At 53.7% G+C, this 23,526-nt stretch carries 20 protein-coding genes and 1 tRNA gene; 10 read left to right on the top strand and 11 right to left on the bottom strand.

Annotated elements, in window-relative coordinates; genetic code table 11:
* Window positions 1-65 precede the first annotated feature (65 nt).
* The 3 genes from apbE (at window position 66) to ACYAC5_RS13210 (ending at window position 3,923) form a co-directional block, all read left to right on the top strand.
* Window positions 66-1,103, top strand: coding sequence for an FAD:protein FMN transferase ApbE (apbE, locus tag ACYAC5_RS13220; RefSeq protein ID WP_462061898.1), 1,038 nt, complete (start codon window positions 66-68; stop codon window positions 1,101-1,103).
* An 11-nt stretch (window positions 1,104-1,114) separates the two neighbouring features.
* Window positions 1,115-1,756 (top strand): DNA oxidative demethylase AlkB, encoded by a 642-nt coding sequence (gene alkB, locus ACYAC5_RS13215; protein ID WP_192411484.1) that lies wholly within the window; start codon window positions 1,115-1,117, stop codon window positions 1,754-1,756.
* 514 nt (window positions 1,757-2,270) lie between these two features.
* Window positions 2,271-3,923 (top strand): multidrug ABC transporter permease/ATP-binding protein, encoded by a 1,653-nt coding sequence (locus ACYAC5_RS13210; RefSeq protein ID WP_192411485.1) that lies wholly within the window; start codon window positions 2,271-2,273, stop codon window positions 3,921-3,923.
* 156 nt (window positions 3,924-4,079) lie between these two features.
* Here the strand turns inward: ACYAC5_RS13210 and ACYAC5_RS13205 are convergent, their stop codons facing one another.
* Together ACYAC5_RS13205 and ACYAC5_RS13200 are read right to left on the bottom strand one after the other, a co-directional pair.
* The gene (locus ACYAC5_RS13205) at window positions 4,080-4,805 is read right to left on the bottom strand and encodes a 4'-phosphopantetheinyl transferase family protein (protein WP_350260922.1); all 726 of its coding nucleotides are present in this window, start codon (window positions 4,803-4,805) and stop codon (window positions 4,080-4,082) included.
* Between the two features lie 77 nt (window positions 4,806-4,882).
* Window positions 4,883-5,086 carry a hypothetical protein gene (locus ACYAC5_RS13200; protein ID WP_008105079.1) on the bottom strand — a complete coding sequence of 68 codons (204 nt, stop codon included), beginning with the start codon at window positions 5,084-5,086 and terminating at the stop codon, window positions 4,883-4,885.
* Between the two features lie 291 nt (window positions 5,087-5,377).
* Between ACYAC5_RS13200 and ACYAC5_RS13195 the strand changes: the two genes are divergently transcribed.
* The 3 genes from ACYAC5_RS13195 to arsC are packed head-to-tail and all read left to right on the top strand — an operon-like array spanning window position 5,378 to window position 7,467.
* Window positions 5,378-5,698, top strand: a complete 321-nt coding sequence (locus tag ACYAC5_RS13195) for a metalloregulator ArsR/SmtB family transcription factor (RefSeq protein ID WP_462061896.1) — start codon at window positions 5,378-5,380, stop codon at window positions 5,696-5,698.
* Between the two features lie 41 nt (window positions 5,699-5,739).
* The gene (locus ACYAC5_RS13190) at window positions 5,740-7,029 is read left to right on the top strand and encodes an arsenic transporter (RefSeq protein WP_309833890.1); all 1,290 of its coding nucleotides are present in this window, start codon (window positions 5,740-5,742) and stop codon (window positions 7,027-7,029) included.
* A 12-nt stretch (window positions 7,030-7,041) separates the two neighbouring features.
* Window positions 7,042-7,467 carry a glutaredoxin-dependent arsenate reductase gene (gene arsC / locus ACYAC5_RS13185; RefSeq protein ID WP_354468160.1) on the top strand — a complete coding sequence of 142 codons (426 nt, stop codon included), beginning with the start codon at window positions 7,042-7,044 and terminating at the stop codon, window positions 7,465-7,467.
* A 51-nt stretch (window positions 7,468-7,518) separates the two neighbouring features.
* On the opposite strand, the gene ACYAC5_RS13180 is transcribed toward arsC, so the two are convergent.
* The 3 genes from ACYAC5_RS13180 to ACYAC5_RS13170 form a co-directional block, all read right to left on the bottom strand.
* A tRNA-Pro gene (locus tag ACYAC5_RS13180) sits at window positions 7,519-7,595 on the bottom strand.
* A gap of 70 nt (window positions 7,596-7,665) precedes the next feature.
* Window positions 7,666-9,420 carry an LPS biosynthesis-modulating metalloenzyme YejM gene (yejM, locus tag ACYAC5_RS13175; protein WP_101763685.1) on the bottom strand — a complete coding sequence of 585 codons (1,755 nt, stop codon included), beginning with the start codon at window positions 9,418-9,420 and terminating at the stop codon, window positions 7,666-7,668.
* Window positions 9,421-9,442: 22 nt separating this feature from the next.
* On the bottom strand, window positions 9,443-9,670 hold the full coding sequence (locus ACYAC5_RS13170; protein WP_036648480.1) for a YejL family protein: 228 nt from the start codon (window positions 9,668-9,670) through the stop codon (window positions 9,443-9,445).
* Between the two features lie 158 nt (window positions 9,671-9,828).
* Between ACYAC5_RS13170 and yejK the strand changes: the two genes are divergently transcribed.
* Window positions 9,829-10,833 (top strand): nucleoid-associated protein YejK, encoded by a 1,005-nt coding sequence (gene yejK / locus ACYAC5_RS13165; protein WP_462061895.1) that lies wholly within the window; start codon window positions 9,829-9,831, stop codon window positions 10,831-10,833.
* Between the two features lie 35 nt (window positions 10,834-10,868).
* Here the strand turns inward: yejK and ACYAC5_RS13160 are convergent, their stop codons facing one another.
* The 3 genes from ACYAC5_RS13160 to ACYAC5_RS13150 all read right to left on the bottom strand — a co-directional run bounded on the left by ACYAC5_RS13160 (window position 10,869) and on the right by ACYAC5_RS13150 (window position 17,068).
* Window positions 10,869-14,681: a S6 family peptidase gene (locus ACYAC5_RS13160; protein WP_462061894.1), complete on the bottom strand. Its 3,813-nt coding sequence runs from the start codon at window positions 14,679-14,681 to the stop codon at window positions 10,869-10,871.
* A 216-nt stretch (window positions 14,682-14,897) separates the two neighbouring features.
* Entirely contained in the window at window positions 14,898-15,182 is a 285-nt protein-coding gene (gene rplY, locus ACYAC5_RS13155; protein ID WP_101763688.1) for a 50S ribosomal protein L25, read from the bottom strand.
* A 131-nt stretch (window positions 15,183-15,313) separates the two neighbouring features.
* The gene (locus ACYAC5_RS13150) at window positions 15,314-17,068 is read right to left on the bottom strand and encodes a DEAD/DEAH box helicase (RefSeq protein WP_462061893.1); all 1,755 of its coding nucleotides are present in this window, start codon (window positions 17,066-17,068) and stop codon (window positions 15,314-15,316) included.
* 166 nt (window positions 17,069-17,234) lie between these two features.
* Between ACYAC5_RS13150 and rsuA the strand changes: the two genes are divergently transcribed.
* The 3 genes from rsuA to ACYAC5_RS13135 all read left to right on the top strand — a co-directional run bounded on the left by rsuA (window position 17,235) and on the right by ACYAC5_RS13135 (window position 19,827).
* Window positions 17,235-17,957 carry a 16S rRNA pseudouridine(516) synthase RsuA gene (gene rsuA, locus ACYAC5_RS13145; protein ID WP_101763690.1) on the top strand — a complete coding sequence of 241 codons (723 nt, stop codon included), beginning with the start codon at window positions 17,235-17,237 and terminating at the stop codon, window positions 17,955-17,957.
* Window positions 17,958-17,969: 12 nt separating this feature from the next.
* Window positions 17,970-19,163 carry a Bcr/CflA family multidrug efflux MFS transporter gene (locus tag ACYAC5_RS13140; protein WP_192233314.1) on the top strand — a complete coding sequence of 398 codons (1,194 nt, stop codon included), beginning with the start codon at window positions 17,970-17,972 and terminating at the stop codon, window positions 19,161-19,163.
* A 337-nt stretch (window positions 19,164-19,500) separates the two neighbouring features.
* A complete protein-coding gene (locus ACYAC5_RS13135; RefSeq protein ID WP_462061891.1) occupies window positions 19,501-19,827 on the top strand; it encodes a YejG family protein in 327 nt (108 codons plus the stop codon).
* Here ACYAC5_RS13135 and yejF read toward each other — a convergent pair.
* From yejF to ACYAC5_RS13120, 3 genes are read right to left on the bottom strand one after another with little or no spacing between them, the layout of a single operon-like run.
* Window positions 19,821-21,410 (bottom strand): microcin C ABC transporter ATP-binding protein YejF, encoded by a 1,590-nt coding sequence (gene yejF, locus ACYAC5_RS13130; protein ID WP_462061890.1) that lies wholly within the window; start codon window positions 21,408-21,410, stop codon window positions 19,821-19,823. The two genes, ACYAC5_RS13135 and yejF, sit on opposite strands and share 7 nt — an antisense overlap.
* Entirely contained in the window at window positions 21,411-22,433 is a 1,023-nt protein-coding gene (locus ACYAC5_RS13125) for an ABC transporter permease (protein ID WP_101763694.1), read from the bottom strand.
* Window positions 22,433-23,524, bottom strand: a complete 1,092-nt coding sequence (locus ACYAC5_RS13120) for a microcin C ABC transporter permease YejB (RefSeq protein WP_137386169.1) — start codon at window positions 23,522-23,524, stop codon at window positions 22,433-22,435. Before ACYAC5_RS13120 ends, ACYAC5_RS13125 begins: the two co-directional genes overlap by 1 nt.
* Window positions 23,525-23,526: the final 2 nt, after the last annotated feature.

Genomic DNA, 23,526 nt, shown 5'->3' with positions numbered 1-23,526 from the left:
GACTGCTTTACAAGCGAGTTATGCTTTGTAATTGGCTGTAGTAATGGGTTACAGATGAGGAATTGATGCGTTTTCAGAACATTCTGCTAATTAGCCTGCTGGCATTAGGTCTCAGCGGTTGCGAAAAAAACAGCAGCCAACCTGCGATGGTACTGGAAGGCAAAACCATGGGCACCGTGTGGCGCGTCAGCGTCGCCGGCGTTGATCCGCAGCGTAAAGCGGCGTTGCAACAGTTGATCCAGCAACAGCTGGATCGCGATGACGGCGAACTCTCGACGTGGAAAAGCGATTCGGTGCTGTCGCACTTTAATCAGTATCAAGGCAACGCACCGCAGCCGGTAAGCGCTGACATGGCGGACATCGTTACTGAAGCGCTGCGAATCGGGCATAAAACGTCGGGTGCGATGGATATCACCGTGGGCCCGCTGGTCAATCTGTGGGGTTTTGGCCCGACGAAGCAACCGGCGCATACCCCCAGCGAGGCAGAAATCGCCGCCGCTAAAGCGCTGACCGGTTTGCAGCATCTGCGCGTGATTCAGGGCGTGGACGGTCAATGGCTGCAGAAAGATCTGCCCGGCCTGTATGTCGATCTCTCCACCATGGGCGAAGGCTATGCCACCGATCATCTGGCGCGTCTGATGGAGCAGCAAGGCATCACTGATTATCTGGTTTCAGTGGGCGGCGCAGTATTGAGCCGTGGCGTCAATGCTAATCTGCAGCCGTGGCGCGTGGCGATCCAGAAACCCACCGATCGCGAAAACGCGGTGGAAGCGCGCGTCGATCTGCAAGGACACGGCATTAGCACCTCCGGCAGCTATCGCAACTATTATGAACTGGATGGCAAACGCATTTCGCACGTCATCGATCCGACTACCGGAAGACCGATTGAGCACAAGCTGGTGTCGGCAACGGTGATAGCCACCACCGCGCTGGAAGCGGATGGCTGGGATACCGGTTTGATGGTGCTCGGCAGCGAACGCGCTAAAGCGTTAGCGGTGAAAGAGCATCTGGCGGTCTATTTGATCAGCAAGCAGGGCGACGGTTTTACTCACTGGATGTCGCCGCAGTTTAAAACCTTCCTCATCGATCAGGCATCTCAATAAAGGAAGCGCACATGCTGGATTTATTTAGTGACGAAGCGCCGTGGCAGGAACCGCTAGCGGATGGCGCGGTGATTCTGCGACGTCGTGCCCGCGAACAGGCCGACGCGCTGCTGGCGGCGATTCACGATATCGCCGCGAAAAATCCCTTTGCCCATCGCATCACGCCCGGTGGCCATCGCATGTCGGTGGCGATGACCAACTGTGGTGATTTTGGCTGGTCCACCGATTCGCGCGGCTATCAATATACCGAGCAAGACAGCAACAGCGGACACCATTGGCCGCCGATGCCCGCGCTGTTCCGCGAGCTGGCGCAGCAAACTGCGCGCGAAGCGGGCTTTGCTGGTTTCAATCCGGATGCCTGCCTGATTAACCGCTATGAACCCGGCGCAAAACTGACGCTGCATCAGGATAAAGATGAGAAGGATCTGCGCCAGCCGATTGTGTCGGTTTCACTGGGATTGCCTGCGGTATTCCAGTTCGGCGGTTTCGAACGCGGCGACGCCACCCAGCGCGTGCTGCTGGAACATGGCGATATCGTGGTGTGGGGCGGGCCATCGCGCCTGCGTTATCACGGCATTCTGCCGCTCAAACCTGGTATTCATCCGCAGGCAGGCGCGTTCCGCTACAACCTGACCTTCCGCCGTGCTTTTTAGCGCATTTTCGTCTCGGCGCAATTAATTTGGAATGCATGTTGTTAAGCCATTGATGAAGGCGCTGGCCGGTGCCACTTTTGGTCCGGCGGTCCTCGCGCCGCTTACGCGGTACCTTCACTTCGCTCGTCTGCCTGACGGACCGGCGGAGACGGGACTTCCATGTCCCGGCTCCGCCTTTCGCCCGCGTCCTGCGGGCTCTCCTGGCTTCCTCGCTTCGTTCAGCGCTGCGGATTGCCGGCCCAAAAGCGGCCCCGGCCTGCTCATCAACTTCAGTGCTTATTATTGAAAAGGGCTCATTTGCCAGAGGCGCAGACGTGTCAGAGCCCGCACAGATAATGCATTTTCAAAACAAAATACCTTCTTATCTGACAAGCATTTCGCAATAAATCGCGCCGCTACCAAACGAGCGGCGAGAAACATTTTACTCAGGCAAATTTGAGATGAGAATTATTCTTGCTATCAGCCAAGGCGACATTAAACTGCAGGCTGCTTTATTGACCGCTGGAACCCTTTGATGGCATTGCTGCAAGTCGTTTTTCGCCAGTACCGCTGGCCTTTTATTGGCGTCATTCTTCTTACATTGTTAAGCGCCGTGCTTGGTATTGGTTTGATTGCCTATATCAATAATGAGCTGATCGTCGCGGTGAATACTTCGATTTCGGTGCTGCCGAGTTTCCTTGGCCAGCTGTTCCTGCTAATGGCGGTGACGCTCGGCTCCCAGCTGGCGCTGACTATGCTCGGCCATCACTTTGTCTGGCGGCTGCGCGGCGAATTCATCAAACGGATTCTTGATACGCGCGTGGAGCGCATCGAACAGATTGGCAATGCCCAACTGCTGGCCGGTCTCACCAGCGATGTGCGCGCCATCACCATCGCCTTCGTGCGTTTACCCGAGCTGATTCAGGGCATCATTATTACGCTCGGTTCGGCGCTTTATCTCGCCTGGCTTTCGCCAAAAATGCTGTTGATCACCTGCCTGTGGCTGCTGGTGACGCTGGTTGGCGGCTGGTTGCTGGTATCACGCGTTTATCAGCACATGGCTAAGCTGCGTGAAATCGAAGATGACCTGTATCGCGATTTCCAGACCATTATCGAAGGGCGTAAAGAGCTGCAGCTTAACCGCGAACGTGCGCAGCTTATTTACGACAGCGTTTATCAGGAGAATGCCAAAAGCTATCGCCACCACATCGTGCGCGCCGATACCTTCCACCTCAGCGCGGTGAACTGGTCGAATATCATGATGCTCGGCGCGATTGGCATCGTGTTCTTTATGGCGAACGGGCTGGGCTGGGCAAATACGGCGGTGGCGGCAACTTATTCGCTGACGCTGCTGTTCCTGCGCACACCGCTGTTGGCGGCGGTCGGCGCCTTGCCGACGCTGCTCAGCGCGCAGGTGGCGTTTCGCAAGCTCAACAGGTTTGAACTGGCGCCCTATGAAGAAACGTTCAAGGCGCTGCCAAAAGTCAGCGACTGGCAAACGCTGGAGCTGCGCGACGTCTGCTTCCACTACGGCGAGCACGGATTCCGGGTTGGGCCGATCAATTTGACGCTACGCCGCGGCGAGCTGGTGTTCCTGATTGGCGGCAACGGCAGCGGAAAATCGACGCTGGCGATGCTGCTCACCGGCCTCTATCAGCCGCAATCGGGCAGTTTGCTGCTGGATGGCAAGGTGGTGGATTGGCAAAACCTCGATGCTTATCGCAAACATTTCTCGGCGGTGTTTACTGACGTGCATCTGTTTGATCGCCTCATCGGCGATCAAGGGCAGCCAGCCAATCCTGCGCTGGTGCAGCAGTGGCTGGAGCGTCTGAAGATGCAGGACAAGCTCAAGCTGGAAGGCAACAGAGTGCTCAATCTGCAACTGTCGAAAGGGCAGAGCAAACGTCTGGCGCTGCTGCTGGCAGCCGCCGAAGAGCGCGATATTCTGTTGCTCGACGAATGGGCGGCGGATCAGGATCCGCATTTCCGTCGCATCTTCTATCGTGAGCTGCTGCCATGGTTACAGGAATCGGGTAAAACGGTGTTCGCTATTAGTCATGACGATCACTACTTTATTCACGCCGATCGCTTGCTGGAGATGCGCGAAGGTCAACTAAGTGAGTTAACCGGTAACGAACGCGAGATGGCAACGCTGGATGCGGTGCAACGTACCGATACCGGCCATTAACGCCAGCCGGGAAAGCTTAGCAAAAACCCTTATTGGGCAAGAAGTTGCGGAGTGAGTAAAGTCACTCCCAGCAGAAATCCTCGTTTCTGCGTCCCTGGAACACTTTTCTGTCGTCTTGTGTTGTCACCGGCTCAGGTTTATTTCTGAGCCGGTTTTTTATTTTGTCGGGAGTGGATGCGTCAGCAGCGTAATCACGCGATCTCCAGCCAGCCAAAAACGCGCCTGCAGCAGCGCTTTGGTGGTGAAATACTCATCAAAATCCTGACACAACCGCAGCGTTGCACGGCCTTGCTGCACGTCCAGTTCCAGCACTTCCGCCTGAAGAAAATCCATTGGCTGATGCAATTGCGGCCACAGCGCTTTGTACACACTCTCTTTCAATGAAAACAGCAGTGTAGCGGCCTGGGCAAAGGGCATAGGCCGCGCCAGCAGGCGCTGTTTTTCCGCCGGGCTCATCAACATCCCAGCGGTTTCATCGGCGGTTTCCTCCGCCATAATCTGCTCAACATCCACACCCACGCACAGTGGCTCGCGCGTCGCAGCCATCACCGCAACGCTGTGCGTATGCGACAGCGACGCCTGAATGCCGGCGGGCCACAACGGTGAACGATCGGGCGCATTACACAACACAAAGTGCGGTAAACCGAAGTGCGCAAAGTTTTGCTGCACCAGCCAGCGACTCGCCAGATGCTCGGCTTTGCGTTTCGTCACCGCGCTCTGTAGCGACGCGGGCAGCGGCAGTTGCCACGCCTGGTGCAATTCAGCATGCCAGTGATGTTGATCGAATTCGCACCAGGCGATCGGCAATGTATCCAGCGACATGCCAGCAGCGCGGATAAACGGGGAAGAGGGCAGGGCAAGCGGCGTTTCAAAGGCGAACATAAAAAATCACGGCTGACGGAAAACGTAGTTTTACCAGCCAGCCGGATGGAGAGCAAGCCAAAGGGGCTCGCCTACTTTTAGTTATTTGGCGGAATAGCCATGCCTTTAATCTGCACCACGAAGTGCTGATGGCCTTTGGTGATGCGCGCACCGCGATCGCACCAGCGCGAGGCGAGACGGAAGAAATCGTCGCTGCCGATATCGTAAGCCAGTTCAACTTTATTGATACCCGAGTGCAGGAGTTCTTCCGCATCCTGCAGGTTTTTTGCTTTGATGACCATAATGGTTTCCATCGAAAAAACAAGAGCCATAAGAGTAAGAGAAGTCTGTGACAGTTTTGTTTCAAATTGATGAAGCGCTGTCATATTTATCCAGAAATGTGATCTGGCTCGGGTTGAGTTGCTTTCGGTAAGTTACTGATTAAAAGCCAATAATCAGCATTTCTTTGGCGATAATCTGAGAATGCTTTATTGCATGGAAAACATATGAAATCGCCAGACTTTATATTCTGCCTTTACTTCCAACACATATGAATTACCATATGTAATAGATTTTTACTGGAACCTGGCCCAATGCTTCCTGTTCAACTTTTCAAGCTGCTTGCCGACGAAACGCGTACGACGATCGTTTTATTATTACGAGAGGCCGGAGAGTTGTGTGTCTGCGATCTCTGCATAGTTACCCAACAATCACAGCCAAAGATTTCACGCCACATTGCCTTGCTGCGCGATGCTGAGCTGATTGTGGATCGACGTGAAGGCAAGTGGATACACTATCGCCTTTCTCCGCATATGCCGGCCTGGGCTGCATCGATTATCGATACGGCCTGGAATAGCCAGCGTGAGGAAGTGCGTGAGTCGCTGAAGAACGCCGCTGCTACGGGTTGTGAATAATCATTAAACACATTCGATTATTCGAATGCATTGGAGGCGTGATGTTTCTGGCAGGCGCAATATTTGTTTTGACCATCGTGTTTGTCATCTGGCAGCCGCGCGGCCTGAGCATTGGCTGGACAGCAACGATAGGGGCTTTACTGGCGCTGGTGACCGGCGTTATCCAGTTAAACGATATTCCCGCTGTGTGGCATATCGTCTGGAATGCGACAGCGGCTTTTATCGCCGTCATTATCATCAGCCTGTTGCTGGACGAATCCGGTTTTTTTGAGTGGTGCGCTTTGCACGTAGCGCGCTGGGGAAGTGGGCGAGGGCGGCTGCTTTTCACCTATATCGTGTTGCTCGGTGCATGCGTTGCCGCGCTTTTCGCCAATGATGGTGCGGCTCTGATATTGACGCCGATCGTCATCGCAATGCTGCTGGCACTGGGCTTTAGTAAAGGTGCAACGCTGGCTTTCGTCATGGCAGCAGGATTTATCGCCGATACCGCGAGTTTGCCGCTGATCGTATCCAATCTGGTTAACATCGTTTCCGCAGATTTCTTCAAATTGGGATTCAACGCTTACGCGGCGGTGATGGTTCCGGTTGATATTGCCGCTATTATCACCACGCTGATAGTGCTGCACCTTTTCTTTCGCAAAGACATTCCCGCCAGCTATGAGGTTTCACGCCTCAAACTACCAGCTGAAGCCATAAAAGATCCCGCTACCTTTCAAGCCGGTTGGCTGGTGCTGTTATTGCTATTGGTGGGATTTTTCCTGCTGGAACCGCTGGGCATTCCAGTCAGTGCTATCGCCGCACTGGGCGCGTTAATTCTGTTTATCGTTGCCAAAAGAGGTCAGGCGATTAACACCGGTAAAGTGTTACGCGGCGCGCCCTGGCAGATCGTGATTTTTTCGCTCGGCATGTACCTGGTAGTTTATGGCCTTAAAAATGCCGGGCTGACGCAACATCTCTCTGACTTACTCAACCTCATTGCCAGCCACGGCTTATGGGCCGCCACCTTGGGTACCGGTTTGGTGACGGCACTGCTTTCTTCAGTAATGAATAATATGCCAACGGTGCTGATTGGTGCGCTGTCGATTGATGCCAGCAGCGCGCAGGGCGTGATAAAGGAAGCGATGATTTATGCCAATGTTATTGGTTGCGACCTGGGGCCAAAAATTACGCCGATTGGCAGTCTCGCCACGTTGCTATGGCTGCACGTACTCGACCAGAAGAACATCAACATTAGCTGGGGTTATTACTTCCGCGTGGGTGTCGTGATGACATTGCCCGTGCTGCTCGTCACCCTTAGCGCGCTGGCCCTGCGCCTGACGTTGTCCCATTAAGAAGAGAGCACCATGACTGACATCACCATTTATCACAATCCCGCTTGCGGCACATCGCGCAACACGCTGGCGTTAATACGCAATAGCGGCGTTGAACCTACCGTTATTCTTTATCTTGAGACTCCGCCAAATCGTGAGCAACTTAAGGCGTTGATTAGCGCGATGGGGATCGATGCGCGCGCTTTATTACGCAACAATGTCGAACCCTACGAAAAATTGGGTTTGGCTGAAGAGCGTTTTAGTGACGAGCAACTCATCGAGGCGATGTTGAATTATCCCATCCTGATTAACCGTCCAATTGTTGTCTCCCCGCTGGGAACGCGTTTGTGCCGGCCTTCAGAAGCCGTGCTCGATATTCTTCCCGATGCGCAGCAGGGCGAATTCAGAAAGGAGGATGGTGAGAAGGTGATAGATAAGCAGGGTAATCGAATCGTTTAGACCGAATTAGAAACAATAAAAAAGCAGCCATAAGGCTGCTTTTTTGGATTTTGGTCGGCACGAGAGGATTTGAACCTCCGACCCCGGACACCCCATGACCGTGCGCTACCAGGCTGCGCTACGTGCCGAACGTGGAAGAATATTACTGTTTCTACGCACGATTGCAATATGAGCCGCATTTAACTGCCTCATAATTAATCAGTTTGCGACGAAACGCTTCTCTTCCGTCAGCACCTGCAGCAACAACGCCAGCTGCGGTTTATGATCTTTCAGTTTGTTACCCTGTGCATCGTAAGCGCTGTAGCTGCCATTGTTATTCAGCACCAGCGTCACGGTTGGCGTGGTCACTACCAGCTTGCCATCTTCGCTGCTCGCCACCCAATCGTGGCTGCGTTGTGCGGCAAACAGATCTTCACCCTGCGAGAAGTTAGCGGGATTAGTGCGCACGTGCAGTAAACGCTGCATCAGCGTGGTCATCACATCCTGCTGATCGGTCAGGCGATCGATGGTTTGCGCTGGCGTATTCGGCCAATGCACCACCAGCGGCACCTGTAACGTCGCACGATTGCCTGGATTGTCATCGTTGCTATCCAGATTGACCGCACGCTGCGCCGTGATCACCACCACGGTATTTTTCAGCAAATCGCGATCCTGCAAGGTTTGCAGCACCGCCTTAATCTGCTCGTCGACACCGCTTGCCTGACGCGTATAGCTACGCTGGCGCGCTTTTAGGTTGTCGCCATTGACCGTCACACCGTTAAGGGCAATCCACGAGAACCACGGCGCATTGTTTGATTTGTGGCCATTGAGCCAGTTCTGCCACTGCGTCACCGTGGTGCTATTCGGTTGGGTATCGGCCTGCGGCAGCGAGTAATCGGCTAATAAAGCCTGACGATACAGCGGTTGGCTGAAGCCGTCCGATGAGAACAAGCCAAACTGATAGCCTTGCGCGTTTAGCGCATTCAGCAGCACGGAAGGCGTACGCGACGCTAACACGCCATCCATATAGCTGGAAGAGATGCCGTAGAACAGGCCAAATAACCCTTTTTCCGGCTGTAGCCCCGCGCTGAAGTGCTGGGTGAAGCGCACGTTCTCACTGGCGAATTGATGAAGCGACGGCAGTGCTTTTTCCACCGTGGCGTTGTTCAGACCATCAACAGTTAGCACCAGCAGATTGTGGCGCGTACCGCCATCGCGGAAGGTAATGTCACTCAGTGGATACTGCACTGACAACGCTTCCGGATCACCCTGTTGCACCAGACGGCGCTGATACTCTTGCGCATCCAGCAAACCGTGACGCTCAAGGAAGCGACGCGCGGTCATTGGATAGGAGAGCGGCAGGTTGGCGCGCTGCATGGTAATTGGGCGATAGAAATTGGCATCGGCCCAGATATAGAGCAGATGACTGGCGAAGAAGGCGCTGATAAACAGCGCAGCCAGCGGCTTACCGAACGAGCGCCGATTAAGGCTGCGCAGCTTTTGCCAGCTCCAGGTCGCGAACAGCATTTCGACGAGGAAAATCAGCGGCACGCTGATAAACATCAGCTGCCAGTCGCGCGCCATCTCGCTTTGATCAGGGTTTATCACCAGCTCCCACACCACCGGATTGAGGTGCAAGTGGAAGCGGCTGAACACCGCGCTGTCGACCATAATCAACGTCAGCCCGGCGGTGGCGACAATCGCCGACAACACCCTAAGCAATCGCTGTGACATCACCACGAAAGTGAGCGGGAAGATGATCAGCAGATAACCGGCGAAGACGATGAAACTGAAATGACCGATCCAGCTGGTATAGGCATAGATACGTCCCGCGAGTGACGCGGGCCAGTCGGCAACCAACAGGTAGCGGCTGCCTAAAATTAACGCGAAGATAATATTAAACAGGGCAAACCAATGCCCCCAGCTGATCATCTGGGAGACTTTTTCACGGTAGCGCTGCCGGTTGGTTACCATATTATGAGGTCAAATCTGCATATTAATGAGCGTTATCATCGCGTACGGATGACTGCAACGCATCCGCGAAAGATCGAGCCAGTGTGCGGCGTTGAGCCGGTGAAACGCTGGTATTGATCAAGTTAGTTACCATGTTACCCAATACCATCAGGGAAAGGTCGGTTGGCGCTTTGTCTTTTTCAAGAATCTGCGCCATCTCTGCGAGGAGCTTTTCCACGCGTTCGTCACTGTAACGGGATGATTGTGGCATATCGTCGTCTAATCAAGGGTGAAAAGGCGGTATATTACCGTAACAACGCATTTTTTTCCGCAATTTTATCGCAAGCAGAGCGATCAGTTTGTGCTGGCAGTTGAAAGCGGCTGCGGGCGGTGTTTGAATACGCGCCTGAGCTAAAAGGAGAGTCTACCATGAGTCTGGATATCGACCAGATTGCCCTGCATCAGTTAGTTAAACGTGATGAAAACCAGCTTGAACTGGTACTGCGCGACACCTTGCTGCCTGCAACCCGCGCGGTTGAAGAGATGGCAGAAGAGTTGCACCGGGTTTATAGCGCCAAAAGCAAAGCTTACGGCCTGTTTAACGAAGATAGCGAACTGGCCGATGCGTTGCGTAACTGCCGCAAAGGGGAAGATGACTTTCTGGCGTTTAGCCGTGCGGCAACCGGACGTTTGCGTGATGAACTGAGCAAATATCCGTTTGCGGAAGGCGGCGTGGTGCTGTTTTTGCACTATCGCTATCTGGCCGTGGAATATTTGCTGATTGCGGTTCTCAACAGCCAGTCGAGCATGCGCGTTAACGAGCAGCTGGATATCAGCAGCACCCATTATCTTGATATCAATCATGCGGATATTGTGGCGCGTATCGATCTCACCGAGTGGGAAACTAACCCGGAATCCACCCGTTATCTGACCTTCCTGCGCGGTCGCGTGGGGCGTAAAGTAGCGGATTTCTTCATGGATTTCCTTGGCGCTAGCGTCGGTCTGGACACCAAAGCGCAAAACCGTGGGCTGCTGCAAGCGGTTGATGATTACTGCGCCGAATCGGATCTCGATAAAAACGAGCGTCAGAACTATCGTCAGCAGGTTTACAGCTACTGTAACGATCAGCTGCAGGCCGGCGAAGAGATTGCGCTGCACGCTCTCTCCAGTGAATTACCGCCGCTGGGAGAAAAAACGTTTCAGGCCTTCACCCAGGAGCAAGGTTACGAGCTGGAAGAGACCTTCCCAGCGGATCGTAGCACCTTGCGCCAGTTGACCAAGTTTGCGGGTAGCGGCGGCGGATTAACCCTGAACTTTGATGCCATGCTGCTCGGCGAGCGTATCTTCTGGGATCCCACCACCGACACGCTGACCATTAAAGGCACGCCACCGAATTTGCGCGATCAGCTGCAACGCCGCACCAGCAGTAAATGAAAAAAGCCGGGTCACCAAAGTGCCCGGCTTTTCTATCAGAACGAATAGTTTATGCCACTGCTGATGAGGGAATCGGTGCGGAACTTGCCACCAAAGCTATGCTTCGCGCCAATATTCGCTGACCAGTTGTCGCTGATTTTCCCTTCTAAACCCAGATGAACCCGATAACGATCGTCGTCCAGCGCGCCATAAACGCGTCGGCTGTGGCGATCCTCAAGGGTTAATGAAGAGCCAGAACGGCCCGGTGAAAATTGTTTTTCAACGGTGGCGCTGAATCGCACGCGTGGCAGCAGCGTACCGAGCCCCTGCTTGCTGACTTCAATACCCGGCGCGAGTCCCCACGGCATGGCTGAACTCAGGACAATGCTGGCCTCTCTGCTTTCCAGCGTGTAACCCGGTAAATAGCCTGCGCTGGCTTTCAGGTAAGGCGATAGCGTGAAAGACGCATCCAGCAGAGGGTAGGATTTACCCCATTTTGCACTGCCTGCCAGCATATGGCTGGTTTTTGAGGTGCTTTTTACTCCCAATACCGGGTCAAGGTGAATGTCCTGACGCAGATGCAGGTAGCTGGCAGCAAGATCCATAAACCATCCTTCATCGCTCATTCCGCTTGCATACAGGCCCAGAGTGCTCAGTTTATGGCTAATGCTGGCTTCGTCCCCGGCATTTCCCTGGCTGTAACTGGCGGTCACGCCATAAAGCCAGGCATCCGCTTGCGCATCGGCGCCGATCTCTAGCCTGCTGTCTTTTAACGTTACGCTATCCATTCTGCCGCGATTTTGGCTGAGGCTGGCCCATGCGCCGCTATTTTCATGGTTACCGCGCAGGAGCTGAGCGCGATCGGTCAGCATATTGCTGATTTCACTGAACAGGTAGTGGCGCGAAGCGAGCAGGGCGCGAGTACTCTGCACCAGCGGCTGATTATCAATGACCTCAAACCAGTCTTCTGCAGTACCCGGATTTGGCGTGATCTCGGGCTCAGGTTTCACTTCTGGTTCAGGCTTAACTTCCGGTTCAGGCGTAATGTCGGGTTCGGGATGAGTCTCCGGATCGGGGTCGATTACCGGATCGGGTGGTAACACCGGATCCGGCGTTTTGGCAATGATCCATTTCACGCGACCATTCTCTTCCACAACCTGATAATCAGCGGTATAGAGCGAGAACCCGCGTTTGACCGGAGGTAGCGTGAAATAGTCGTGCGCGGTTCCGGCGGGCGCGTTCACCAGCACGATCTCTTTCGCGATGCGGTTGGGGAAGGTTTCACCCAGCATAAAACCAAGATCGAGGGTGTTGCTGCCGCCCTGCACGCTGGACCCAATGTATAAACTGTCGCTAATGGCGGACTGCGGCGCGATGCCGAAACCAAGCTGCAGATGATTTGCCGTCAGATGTTCCACAGAGAGCAGCTTCGGCGTCCAGGCCATTTCATCTGCAGAAAGAAGCGAGATGATACCGCCTTTACCTGCATCCATCCGATGCACGCGGCTGTTACCATTCATGTTCCAGAATGTTTCACTGCTCAGGGTGACTCGCGCTGAGTGACTGTCGTTGATGTGGCCGTGGTAATCGACTTTGCCAAGATGAAGCAATGCGTTATCGCCCAGCGTGATATTGCCCTCAACCGAGCTGGCGGGAAGGAAACGTAACTCTTCCGCGTTTCGCTGTGCAACTTTGCAGCTGCCCTTAGTGCTTTGCACCGGCGAGGTGCAGCGTAAAATTTGCTGCTCATCAGCAGCGTCGGGATGGTAGCCAAGGATAACCTGGCTGTTGTCGCCCGCCTGGATATCGGCTTTAACCTGCGCGTATTCACCGACCTGTAAACGTGCATTGTCATTGACTACAATGTTATTGGCGGTGAAAGAGGAAGTGTACCAATCGTTGTCAATGATCAGGCCGCCGGCATGAGGAACGGGTTGCCCGGACAGCAGAAGAGTCCCCTTATTGACGCTGATATTTCCATTTAAATGGATATTACCGGTCAGTGCGAAATGTGTATTTCCACTCTCCGGAGATAAATTCACATCTAATGCACCATTATTTTTATCCGACGAGCGCGTGCCAATGTCTCCGCGGAAAACTAAATCATTTAACTGTGATAGTCGATAATCGACGGCTTGAACCAGATCATATCCCAGATACTTCCAGTCTTCATTGTCCTGCTGATTTGTGGGGAAGTACCAATACTTCTCTTTTTTTAATTGAAAATACTCTTTACGTTGCGTTCTCGAATTATAATATTCATAAATATCACCAATATTACCAATGTCGACACTGCTCCAGGTGTTAATGTTGATATCGCTACGTGAGTACCCTGTAAGCGTTAGACTGGCCGAGGTTAACTCACTCTGATTGATCACTGCCGCACCGCTATCCGTGTGATTAATCTTTCGCATTATGAGATTATTACCATTAAGATCCAATGTCCCCCCACGATAACCAAAATAAATGTTATCAGGATTAACCTGGTCTTCGCTCGCTAAAATAACGGTAGGCCGACCGCTCGCTAAATACAGTCGAGAAAATGCCTGGCGATTTCCTTGCGCATCTTTTTGTTGATCCAGAATAACGGTCCCATGGCCGATATTCAGTCCGCCTTCATTGACACCCGTAGCATTAATATGTAAGACGCCACCGCCAATTTTGTGTAAATCATCATCTTTTAGTCCATTCACTTGCCAGATGACTTTTTTTCCTTCATCGATTTCAACGCCGCCGCCCACCCAGGTTGCGCCCAGATTCTCTGCAGATTTCAGGGTGTAGTTATTAGAAAACTGTAGTTTGCCTGCTCCCAGATTAACGGCCTCATTAAGAATAATGTCTCCGCCCGCGCCGTTAAAGCGAATATCTTTGGTTGCATCAAGTTCAATAAGGCTGGCTTTGCCTGGCGCCAAGTGACGATATGTGTTGTCTAAACCTTGCCAACCCCAGTTTTTACTGCCCTGAACCAGCTTATCTGCATTCCAGTAAATCGGGCCATTATTCGCAAAATCAGTGACATCGGGAGAGATATTGTTGGCAATAATCCCATTAAAATATTCTTCATTAAAACGCGTTGAGATAACTTTGCGACCATAAGGCGTTGCGCTACCATAACCACCATAATGTACACCAGCAAGTTTCCATTTTTTATCAACATTGTCGTAGACATAAATAGGGCTGCCACTGTCACCGCCGCCGGTTGATATTGATAAAGCGGATGAATATTGATGGCCAGGTTCATATTGAATCCAATAGAAATCGTCATTTTTTTCTTTGTTGAAGGTAATGGTGTCAATATTAATTGTTCCACCCGCTAACCATTTATAGGCACTGGCCAGGAACTCTTTCTCAGTGAGGTCATTCGAGATCTGTGTCATTTCACCAGCACCCGCGCGCACATAAGCAATATACCGAGAGCCATGTCCTTTCTGAAGCTCATTACGTTCCACATAATCTATTGGCGCTACTTCGGTTACAACTTTGTTTAACCGTGGCAGAATATTATCCTGAACGGCGGATTGATTGCGGTTAATAAAAAGATAACGGGTGGAATAAGCAGAAGGACCGCCAAAATAAACGCTACCCAAAGCGGTTACGTGCCGTGTGGTGGTTACATAGGATGGATTAATTAATGTGGCAAACCCGCGACGAGATACACTGCTAAGGTCGGGCATGGCAAAATCAAGATAACCACTCAGCTCGCCATCTTTTTTAAAAATGGGAATATTGCTTAAGCCGACACGATATTTACCCATATTTTCGGCAAAATCACGGTATTCTTGCACGTTAATGTCATGACGCATTACGCCCGCATAGCCAGAAAATGAGATGAGTATGATGCCATAGCCCAAGGCAGTTATTTTTTTCACTTGAAGTCCTTGCAGACAAATTCTGGAGAAATGTTAAAACGGCATTCTCCATGGTTTGTGAAAGCTTCACGGTAAAGAACAGTCTCAAATAAACGAAAGCAGAGAGAAATGAAAGACAGGGGTTTTTAGGAAGGGAAGATATCGGGTTATTTTTTATGCCTAAAATAAAAGGGCCGGTTTCGCAACCGGCCCTTCTACCTTCAACTCATTCAGCGATTAAGCGCGAACGAAGTCGATGTGGAAAAGTTTTGGCTTGAACGGATGACGCTGTACCGCCTGAGCTTTAACTTTAACTTCTTTGCCATCAACCGCGATGGTCAGCACTTCGCTGTAGAACTCAGGTTTAACCTGTACGTTCATCACTGCATCGTGGTCGAGTTCGATAGCAATTGGTGCTTCATTTCCGCCATAGATGATGGCCGGGAATTTGTTTGCTACACGCAGGCGGCGGCTCGCACCCTTACCCTGGTCTTTACGTACTTCAGCGTTAATAGTGAACATTTGATGTCTCTTCAATAGTTCCTGCTACAGGCGACCCAGCAACAGGACGGTTATTCAAACTGCTTTTACGGATGCAAAAGCGGGCGGCATTATAGCCCCAATGATGCTGCAGGGGCAAATGATTCCGCCGCTTAACGCAGCTCATTGGCACGGCGATAACGGCCCTGATAATCAAACATTTTTTCGCGAATCTGCCAGAAATGGCCTTTTGCGCGTGCCACCACAAAGTCCGGATGACGCAATAAAGGCTGTAAGGCGATGACATCCGCTGCGGTTTGCCAGCCAAGTTCCACGCCCGGCGCGCGCTGATGCGGGCGCATAAACAGCTGCTCAAAGGCTTTGCGTTGTGCTGGCGTTTGCAGGCGAAAACGCTCGCTGACGCTGGTGCCATCTTCATCGAAATAGGTGGCTTTCAGCCATTCGCCTTTATCATCGCGTCCTTGCTCCAGCGTCATGCCGGCGCAGCGCAACACGCGCGCATCTTTCAGTTTCAGCGCCGCTTTCAGCATGTCATCCGGATCGACCAGAATTTTGTCGCATTGATGGCAGCGTCGCGCGGCGATGTCATTCTCGGCGCCGCAATCCGGGCAGCTTTTGAAGCGAAAGCGATAATCACACTGTTCGCGCTCGCCTTCATCATCTTCCAGTACGCCCTGACAGCGGCGGCCAAAATGCTCGATGATGTGTCCATCTTCGGTGGTTTTGCCCCAGAAGGTATTGGCGAAACCGCAGGCGGGACAAAACACCTGCACCGGCTGATTGTCGCTGGCCCCTTTCGGCGCGCCGACTTCGGGGGTGAAAAGATCGTGTGGATTACCGGCGTAATCCAGCACCAGACAATCGGTTTTGCCGGGTGACAAGCGTAAACCGCGACCGACGATCTGCTGGTAGAGGCTAACGGATTCGGTAGGGCGCAAAATGGCGATCAAATCCACGTGGGGCGCGTCAAAGCCAGTGGTCAGAACGGCAACGTTGACCAGGAACTTCAGCTGCTGCGCTTTAAATGCACCAATTAAGCGGTCACGATCCTTCACTGCCGTTTCCGCCGAGACCAGCGCGCTGTTTTCAGGCAGCAGCGTGAGGATTTCACGGGCATGTTCCACGGTTGAGGCAAACACCATCACGCCACGGCGATCTTCAGCAAACTCAATAATCTGGCGAATAATATGCGGCGTTACGCGATGCTGTTGTTTCAGCTCGCGGTTGAGATCGGCTTCGCTAAACAGGCCATTATTTTGCGGGATCAGGCGGCTGAAATCGTACTGTACCACCGGCATATCTAAGCGCTCCGGCGGCACCAGAAAGCCATGTTTGATCATATAGCGCAGCGGCAGCTCATAAATGCAATCGCGGAACAGTGCTTTCTCATCGCCGCGCACCATGCCGTGATAGTGGTATTGGTAGATCCAGCCTTTGCCGAGACGGAAGGGCGTGGCGGTCAAACCCAACAGGCGCAACTGCGGATTGTGCTGCCGCAGGTGGGCGAACAGCAGCTGATACTGGCTCTCTTCGTTATCACTGATGCGGTGACACTCATCAACGATCACCAGTGAAAAGGCGCTATCGAAGCGGTTGAGATTGCGCGCCACCGACTGCACGCTGCCAAACACCACTTTGCTTTCGCTCTGCTTGCGCTGCAAACCCGCGGCGAAGATGTCTGCTTCAAGTCCATAAGCCTGATATTTGCTGTGATTCTGCTCCACCAGCTCTTTGACGTGAGCCAGCACCAATACCCGTCCACGCGCTAGCCGCGCCAGTTCAGCGATCACCAGACTCTTACCCGCACCGGTCGGCAGCACAATCACCGCAGGCGTGGTATGGCGACGAAAGTGGTTGAGGGTGGCGTCAACCGCCTCTTGTTGGTATGGGCGCAGGGAGAATGACATTGGGGCAAACTTTTTTCTGGAACGGACGCGCATTATGCCATGAAAGCCAGTTAAACGCAGGTTCACTACTGTTAGCACTCTAAGGATCAAGCTATACTGCCCACACTTTCTTAACGGACAAAAACACCGTTTCAGTTTCCCCCGCAGTAACAGGCAAAGCGAATTCATGCGACTCGAAAAATTCATATCTCAGCAACTGGAAGTTAGCCGTGCTATCGCCGGACGCGAAATCCGCGCCAAAAAAGTCACCATTAACGGCGAAGTTGTGCGCGATGCGGCATACAAAGTACAGCCAGACGATGAAGTCGAATACGACGGCAATCCGCTGGTGGTGCAGCAAGGACCGCGCTATTTCATGCTGAATAAGCCGCAGGGTTACGTCTGCTCAACCGACGATCCCGATCATCCCACCGTGCTGTTCTTTATCGAAGAACCCGCGGCGTTCAAGCTGCATGCGGCGGGCCGTCTGGATATCGACACCACTGGTTTGGTGCTGCTGACCGACGATGGCCAATGGTCACACCGCATTACCTCACCGAAGCATCACCTGGAAAAAACCTATCTGGTGGAAGTGGAGGAGCCAATCGATCCTGTCCTGGTTGAGAAGTTCGCTGCGGGTGTACAGCTGCACAATGAAAAAGAGCTCACCAAGCCGGCCGTGCTAGAGATTCTCGATGAGAAAGCCGCCCGTTTGACTATCAGCGAAGGGCGTTACCATCAGGTCAAACGCATGTTTGCGGCGATGGGTAACCATGTCTCAGCGCTGCATCGCGAACGTATTGGTGACATCGAGCTGGATGAAGATCTCGGCGAAGGTGAATATCGTGAACTGACCCAGCAAGAGGTCGACAGCATCGGCCTGCCAGAAGAACTCAAACAACGTAAATAGCGGGAGAACGCGGTGCGCAAGGAAAAGAATTCACCGGTCGGTTTAGTGGTCATCCTCGGATTGCTGGCAATGCTGATGCCGCTCTCTATCGATATGTATCTGCCGGCCATGCCGCAAATCGCCCATGAGTTTGCGGTTTCAGCGGGCAGTGTGCAGATGACGCTCAACCTTTACATCCTCGGTTTCGCCATTGGCCAGTTAGTTTATGGTCCACTGGCAGACAGCTACGGACGTAAACCGGTGATTGTGCTGGGAACGCTAATTTTTGCCTGCGCCGCCGCGGCTTGCGCGCTGTCACAAACCATCGATCAGCTGATCTTTATGCGCTTCCTGCACGGCTTATCGGCCGCCGCTGCCAGCGTGGTGATCAACGCCTTGATGCGCGACACCTACTCGAAAGAGGACTTCTCGCGCATGATGTCATTCGTGATGCTGGTGACCACCATCGCGCCGCTGCTGGCACCGATTATCGGTGGCTGGCTGCTGTTGCTGTGGAACTGGCACGCCATTTTCTGGACGCTGGCAGGTGCCGCGCTGTTCACCACCATGCTGGTCGTGACGCAAATTCGTGAAACGCTCAAGCCCGAACAGCGCCAGCGCTTTCATCTGCGGACCACGCTGGGCAACTTTGTGGCGCTGGTGCGCCACAAGCGCGCCTTCAGTTACATGCTGGCGAGCGGTTTCTCCTTTGCCGGATTATTCACCTTCCTCAACGCCGGTCCGTTTGTCTACATCGAAGTAAACCACGTTTCCCCGCAGAACTTTGGCTATTACTTTGGCCTGAACGTGGTGTTCCTGTTCGTGATGACGTTGATCAACAGCCGCGCCGTGCGCCGTTTTGGTCCGGTGAAAATGTTCCGCATGGGATTGTTGATTCAGTTCGCGATGGGCGTTTGGCTGTTGATTTCCAGCGCGCTGGATTTGGGCTTCTTGTCGCTGGTGTTTGGCGTGGCGATGTTTATTGGCTGCGTCTCGACGGTGTCGTCGAACGCGATGGCGGTGATTCTGGATGAGTTTCCGCATATGGCGGGCACCGCTTCTTCGCTGGCGGGAACGCTGCGTTTTGGCGTCGGTGCTTTAGTCGGCGCGCTGCTCTCATTAGTCAGCATTAACAGCGCCTGGCCGATGGTTGCCACCATTGCGCTGTGCGCCACAATTTCGATTGTGCTGTTCACCTATGCTTCGCGGCCTCAACAGCCGGCGTGACATCCCCAGGGTCGTCATAAATGGCGACCTGGCCTCTCTTAATTCTTCTCCCTCACTCGCTAATCCCCATTCATTCGTTATGCTTAATGTTTCCATTATGTGAAAATTTAGAGATAAAAAAGTAACGATAATGCGTCTAAAATGATTGTTAACCGCAGCCGAACACGGTAAACATAGGCATAAATGTGAGAAGCCTCGCAAATTATAAATTGGCTACACGCTTTGTGTTTAAAACGAGAAGGCAGACTGAATTGGTATTCAGAGCTAATCAGGTTGGGATTCACCACGTTGTGCCGTCGTCGTGAATAAAGTTAACGTCTCTGGGGGCCGTATAACTATGCTGCAACTTTCCGTTGTGCATCGCTTGCCACAACATTATCGCTGGTCGCTGGAACATGCGGGTGAAATTGTGCGTCAGGAAGCAGCGAATGGCGCGCATGCCGAAGATTTAGTGGTGCTGCGCCTGCTGAGTCATGATGGTCATCCGGCGCTGGAAATTCTGCACCAGCTGAAGGAGACGCTGGCGCAGATACAGGTCGAGTGCAAAATCGCCGAGTGTGAAGGGCAGCCTTGCCTGCTGATTCAACGTGATGACGAAAGCGCGACCAACTGCTGCCTGAAAAATCAGGGTGTCGCTATCGCCGAAACCTTTGATGGTCACTGACTCAGATCTTTTCCCTGCGCAGACGCCAGTAGCTGGCGCGTGTAATCGGCTGCTGGTGCGTTAAACAGCGTTTCGCAATCACCTTGCTCCACCACTTCACCCTGACGCAGCACAATCAGCTGATGACAGAGCGCGCGCACCACCTGCAAATCATGGCTGATAAACAGATAGGCGAGCTGATGCTGCTGCTGCAAACGGCGCAGTAAGGTGAGAATTTGCTTCTGCACCGAGCGGTCCAGCGACGAGGTGGGTTCATCCAGCACAATCAGCTGCGGCTCCAGGATCAACGCGCGGGCGATCGCGATGCGCTGGCGCTGACCGCCTGAAAACTCCGCCGGATAGCGCGAGCGGCTGTCGGCATCGAGCCCCACTTCCTGCATCACCGCAATCACTTTGGCTTCCTGCTCCGCACTGCTCAGTTCCGGGCGATGCACCGCTAAACCTTCCGCAATCACCTGTTGCACCGTCATGCGCGGATTGAGCGACGAATTGGGATCCTGAAACACCACCTGAATGCGCTGGCGCAGCGGCAATAACTGCTTTGGCGACAGCTGATGCAGCGGCTGATCCTCGAACCAGATTTCACCGCGCGCGCTAATTAAACGCAGCAGCGCCAGGCCCGTTGTACTCTTGCCCGAACCCGATTCGCCCACCAGTCCGAGGCTTTCGCCACGCCGCAGGGTAAAGCTAAGATCCTTCAGCGCCATCTTCTCTGCCACGGTGCGACGCAGCAATCCCCGCCGGATCGGGAAACCAACCTGTAAATTCTTCACCTGCAACAGCGATTGCGCATCCAGCAGCGGCACCGGTTCGCCATCCGGCTCGGCGGCGATCAGTTCGCGCGTATAGGGCTGCTGCGGCTGGCTGAACAGCATATCGCAGCGATTGTGTTCCACAACGCGGCCATTGCGCATCACCGTGACGCTGTGCGCCAGCTGACGCACGATATTCAGGTTATGGGTGATGAACAACATGCCCATGTTGAGTTCACGCTGCAGTTCGCGCAGCAGTTGCAGAATCTGCGCCTGAACCGTCACATCCAGCGCGGTGGTCGGTTCATCGGCGATCAGCAGCTTCGGCTGGGTTAGCAGCGCCATGGCGATCATCACGCGCTGTCGCTCACCACCAGAAAGCTGGTGCGGAAAATCTTGCAAGCGCGATGCCGCATGGCGAATGCCGACGCGATCCAGGCAGCTCAGCATTTCGCCACGCGCGGCTTCGCGCCGCATGCCGCGATGCACCGACAGCACTTCATACAGCTGCTTCTCCACGTTATGCAGTGGATTGAGCGACACCATCGGTTCCTGAAAAATCATCGCCATCTGGTTGCCACGCAGCCCGCGCAGGGTGCGTTCGCTGGCTTGCAAAATATCCTGGCCGTTAAACAAGATTTCGCCTTGCGGATAGTTGACCGGCGGTTGCGGCAATAAGCGCATGATCGACAGCGCAGTCACGCTTTTACCTGAACCGGATTCGCCCACCAGCGCCAGCGTTTCGCCGGCGTCAATCTGCAGCGAAATGTCTTCTACCACGCGGCGATCCTGAAAGGCCACCGCCAGATGATTCACCGTTAACAGGCTCATTTAGCGTCCTCGACTCGGGTCAAAGGCATCGCGTACCGCTTCGCCGATAAATATCAGTAACGACAGCAGCAGGGCGAGGGCAAAGAAGCCCGCCAGTCCAAGCCACGGCGCCTGTAAATTGTTTTTGCCCTGTAACAGCAGCTCGCCGAGCGATGGCGATCCCACTGGCAAACCAAAACCCAGGAAGTCCAGCGAAGTTAGTGTGGTGATTGAGCCGCACAGAATAAACGGCAAAAACGTCAGCGTGGCGACCATAGCGTTGGGCAGCATGTGGCGCAGCATAATGCGGCTATCGCTGACGCCGAGCGCACGCGCCGCACGGATATAATCGTAGTTGCGCGCACGCAGGAATTCGGCGCGCACCACGCTTACCAGGCTCATCCAGCCAAACACCACTGTTACCAGCAGCAGCCACCAGAAGCCGGGCTGAATCACGCTGGAGAGCAGAATCAGCAGGAACAGCGACGGCATGCCGGACCACACCTCAATCAGGCGTTGACCCACCAAATCGATGCGGCCGCCAAAGTAGCCTTGCACCGCGCCAACCACGATGCCAATCACGCTGGAGAACAGCGTCAGCATGATGCCGAACAGCAATGAGATGCGCGTGCCATACAGCAAGCGTGCCAGCACATCGCCACCGTTAGCATCGGTGCCAAGCCAGTTTTGTGCCGAAGGTGGCGAAGGGAAGGGCACATCGGTGGCGAAGTTGATGGTGCTGTCGCTGAAGCGAATCGGTGCCCAGATCGCCCAACCTTGTTGATCGATGCGCTGCTTCAGCCAGGGATCCTGATAATCAGCGGGTGTGGAAAAATCGCCGCCGTAATCACTTTCGCTGTAGTTGAACAGCAGCGGCACGTACCAGCGCTGCTGATAATGCACCAGCAGCGGTTTGTCGTTGGCCAGCAACTCAGCGCCCAACGACAGGACAAAAATGATCAGGAAAATCCACAGCGACCAGTAACCGCGACGGTTATGGCGAAAACGCTGCCAGCGCTGCTGGTTAACCGGAGATAAGCGCATCAGCGTCCCTCAAAATCAATGCGCGGATCGACCAGCGTGTAGGTCAGATCGCTAAGAATGTTCATCAACAGGCCAATCAAGGTGAAGATATAGAGCGTGCCAAACATCACCGGATAGTCGCGCTGAATAGTGGCGTCATAGCCGAGCAGGCCCAAACCATTGAGTGAGAACATCACCTCTATCAACACCGAGCTGGTGAAAAACATGCTGATAAAGGTGGCGGGGAAACCGGCGATCACCAGCAGCATGGCGTTGCGGAACACGTGGCCGTACAGCACGCGCTTCTCATCCAGCCCTTTGGCGCGCGCGGTGACCACATATTGTTTGCGGATCTCATCAAGGAACGAGTTTTTAGTCAGCATGGTCAGCGTGGCGAAACCGCCAATCACCGTAGCCAGCACCGGCAGCGTGATGTGCCACAGATAATCGCTGATTTTGCTGTACCACGGCAGCGCATCAAACTGCGGTGACGTCAGGCCGCGCAGCGGGAACCAGTCGAAATAGCTGCCGCCGGCGAACAGCACTATCAGCATGATGCCGAACAGAAATGCCGGGATCGAATAGCCAATGATGATAAAAGTGCTGCTCCAGATATCGAAAGCGCTGCCGTTACGCACCGCTTTTTTGATGCCCAGCGGAATTGATACCAGGTAAATGATCAAGGTGCTCCACAATCCCAGGCTGATGGAGACCGGCAAACTCTCTTTGATCAGCTGCAGCACCGATGCGCTGCGGAACAGGCTGTCGCCGAAATCAAAACGAATGTAGTTCCACAGCATTTCACCGTAACGCTGCAGCAGCGGTTTATCGAAGCCATAGCGATGCTTAATTTCCGCGATCACTTCCGGATCGAGTCCGCGAGCGCCGCGATATTGGCTGTCGCCGGGATTGTCACGCATCAGCGCACCGCGCGCGCCGCTGTCGCCGCCGCCTGAGCCGGGAATGCCGGTGCTGTGACCAAACTGCACGTTGGCTAACGCCTGATCCACCGGTCCACCCGGCGCAATCTGCACAATAAAGAAGTTCAGGGTGATGATCGCCCAAAGTGTCGGGATGATCAGCAGTAACCTGCGAAGAAAATAGGCTGCCAAAC

It is taken from the genome of Pantoea sp. y20, assembly GCF_054903455.1.
This window is presented reverse-complemented; position numbering and strand designations above follow the sequence as displayed.

What these genes read in the sequence shown, in the direction of transcription:
- apbE (WP_462061898.1), top strand. Translation starts at nt 66, where the DNA reads ATGCGTTTTCAGAACATTCTGCTAATTAGCCTGCTGGCATTAGGTCTC.
- alkB (WP_192411484.1), top strand. Translation starts at nt 1,115, where the DNA reads ATGCTGGATTTATTTAGTGACGAAGCGCCGTGGCAGGAACCGCTAGCG.
- ACYAC5_RS13210 (WP_192411485.1), top strand. Translation starts at nt 2,271, where the DNA reads ATGGCATTGCTGCAAGTCGTTTTTCGCCAGTACCGCTGGCCTTTTATT.
- ACYAC5_RS13205 (WP_350260922.1), bottom strand. Translation starts at nt 4,805, where the DNA reads ATGTTCGCCTTTGAAACGCCGCTTGCCCTGCCCTCTTCCCCGTTTATC.
- ACYAC5_RS13200 (WP_008105079.1), bottom strand. Translation starts at nt 5,086, where the DNA reads ATGGTCATCAAAGCAAAAAACCTGCAGGATGCGGAAGAACTCCTGCAC.
- ACYAC5_RS13195 (WP_462061896.1), top strand. Translation starts at nt 5,378, where the DNA reads ATGCTTCCTGTTCAACTTTTCAAGCTGCTTGCCGACGAAACGCGTACG.
- ACYAC5_RS13190 (WP_309833890.1), top strand. Translation starts at nt 5,740, where the DNA reads ATGTTTCTGGCAGGCGCAATATTTGTTTTGACCATCGTGTTTGTCATC.
- arsC (WP_354468160.1), top strand. Translation starts at nt 7,042, where the DNA reads ATGACTGACATCACCATTTATCACAATCCCGCTTGCGGCACATCGCGC.
- yejM (WP_101763685.1), bottom strand. Translation starts at nt 9,420, where the DNA reads ATGGTAACCAACCGGCAGCGCTACCGTGAAAAAGTCTCCCAGATGATC.
- ACYAC5_RS13170 (WP_036648480.1), bottom strand. Translation starts at nt 9,670, where the DNA reads ATGCCACAATCATCCCGTTACAGTGACGAACGCGTGGAAAAGCTCCTC.
- yejK (WP_462061895.1), top strand. Translation starts at nt 9,829, where the DNA reads ATGAGTCTGGATATCGACCAGATTGCCCTGCATCAGTTAGTTAAACGT.
- rplY (WP_101763688.1), bottom strand. Translation starts at nt 15,182, where the DNA reads ATGTTCACTATTAACGCTGAAGTACGTAAAGACCAGGGTAAGGGTGCG.
- ACYAC5_RS13150 (WP_462061893.1), bottom strand. Translation starts at nt 17,068, where the DNA reads ATGTCATTCTCCCTGCGCCCATACCAACAAGAGGCGGTTGACGCCACC.
- rsuA (WP_101763690.1), top strand. Translation starts at nt 17,235, where the DNA reads ATGCGACTCGAAAAATTCATATCTCAGCAACTGGAAGTTAGCCGTGCT.
- ACYAC5_RS13135 (WP_462061891.1), top strand. Translation starts at nt 19,501, where the DNA reads ATGCTGCAACTTTCCGTTGTGCATCGCTTGCCACAACATTATCGCTGG.
- yejF (WP_462061890.1), bottom strand. Translation starts at nt 21,410, where the DNA reads ATGAGCCTGTTAACGGTGAATCATCTGGCGGTGGCCTTTCAGGATCGC.
- ACYAC5_RS13125 (WP_101763694.1), bottom strand. Translation starts at nt 22,433, where the DNA reads ATGCGCTTATCTCCGGTTAACCAGCAGCGCTGGCAGCGTTTTCGCCAT.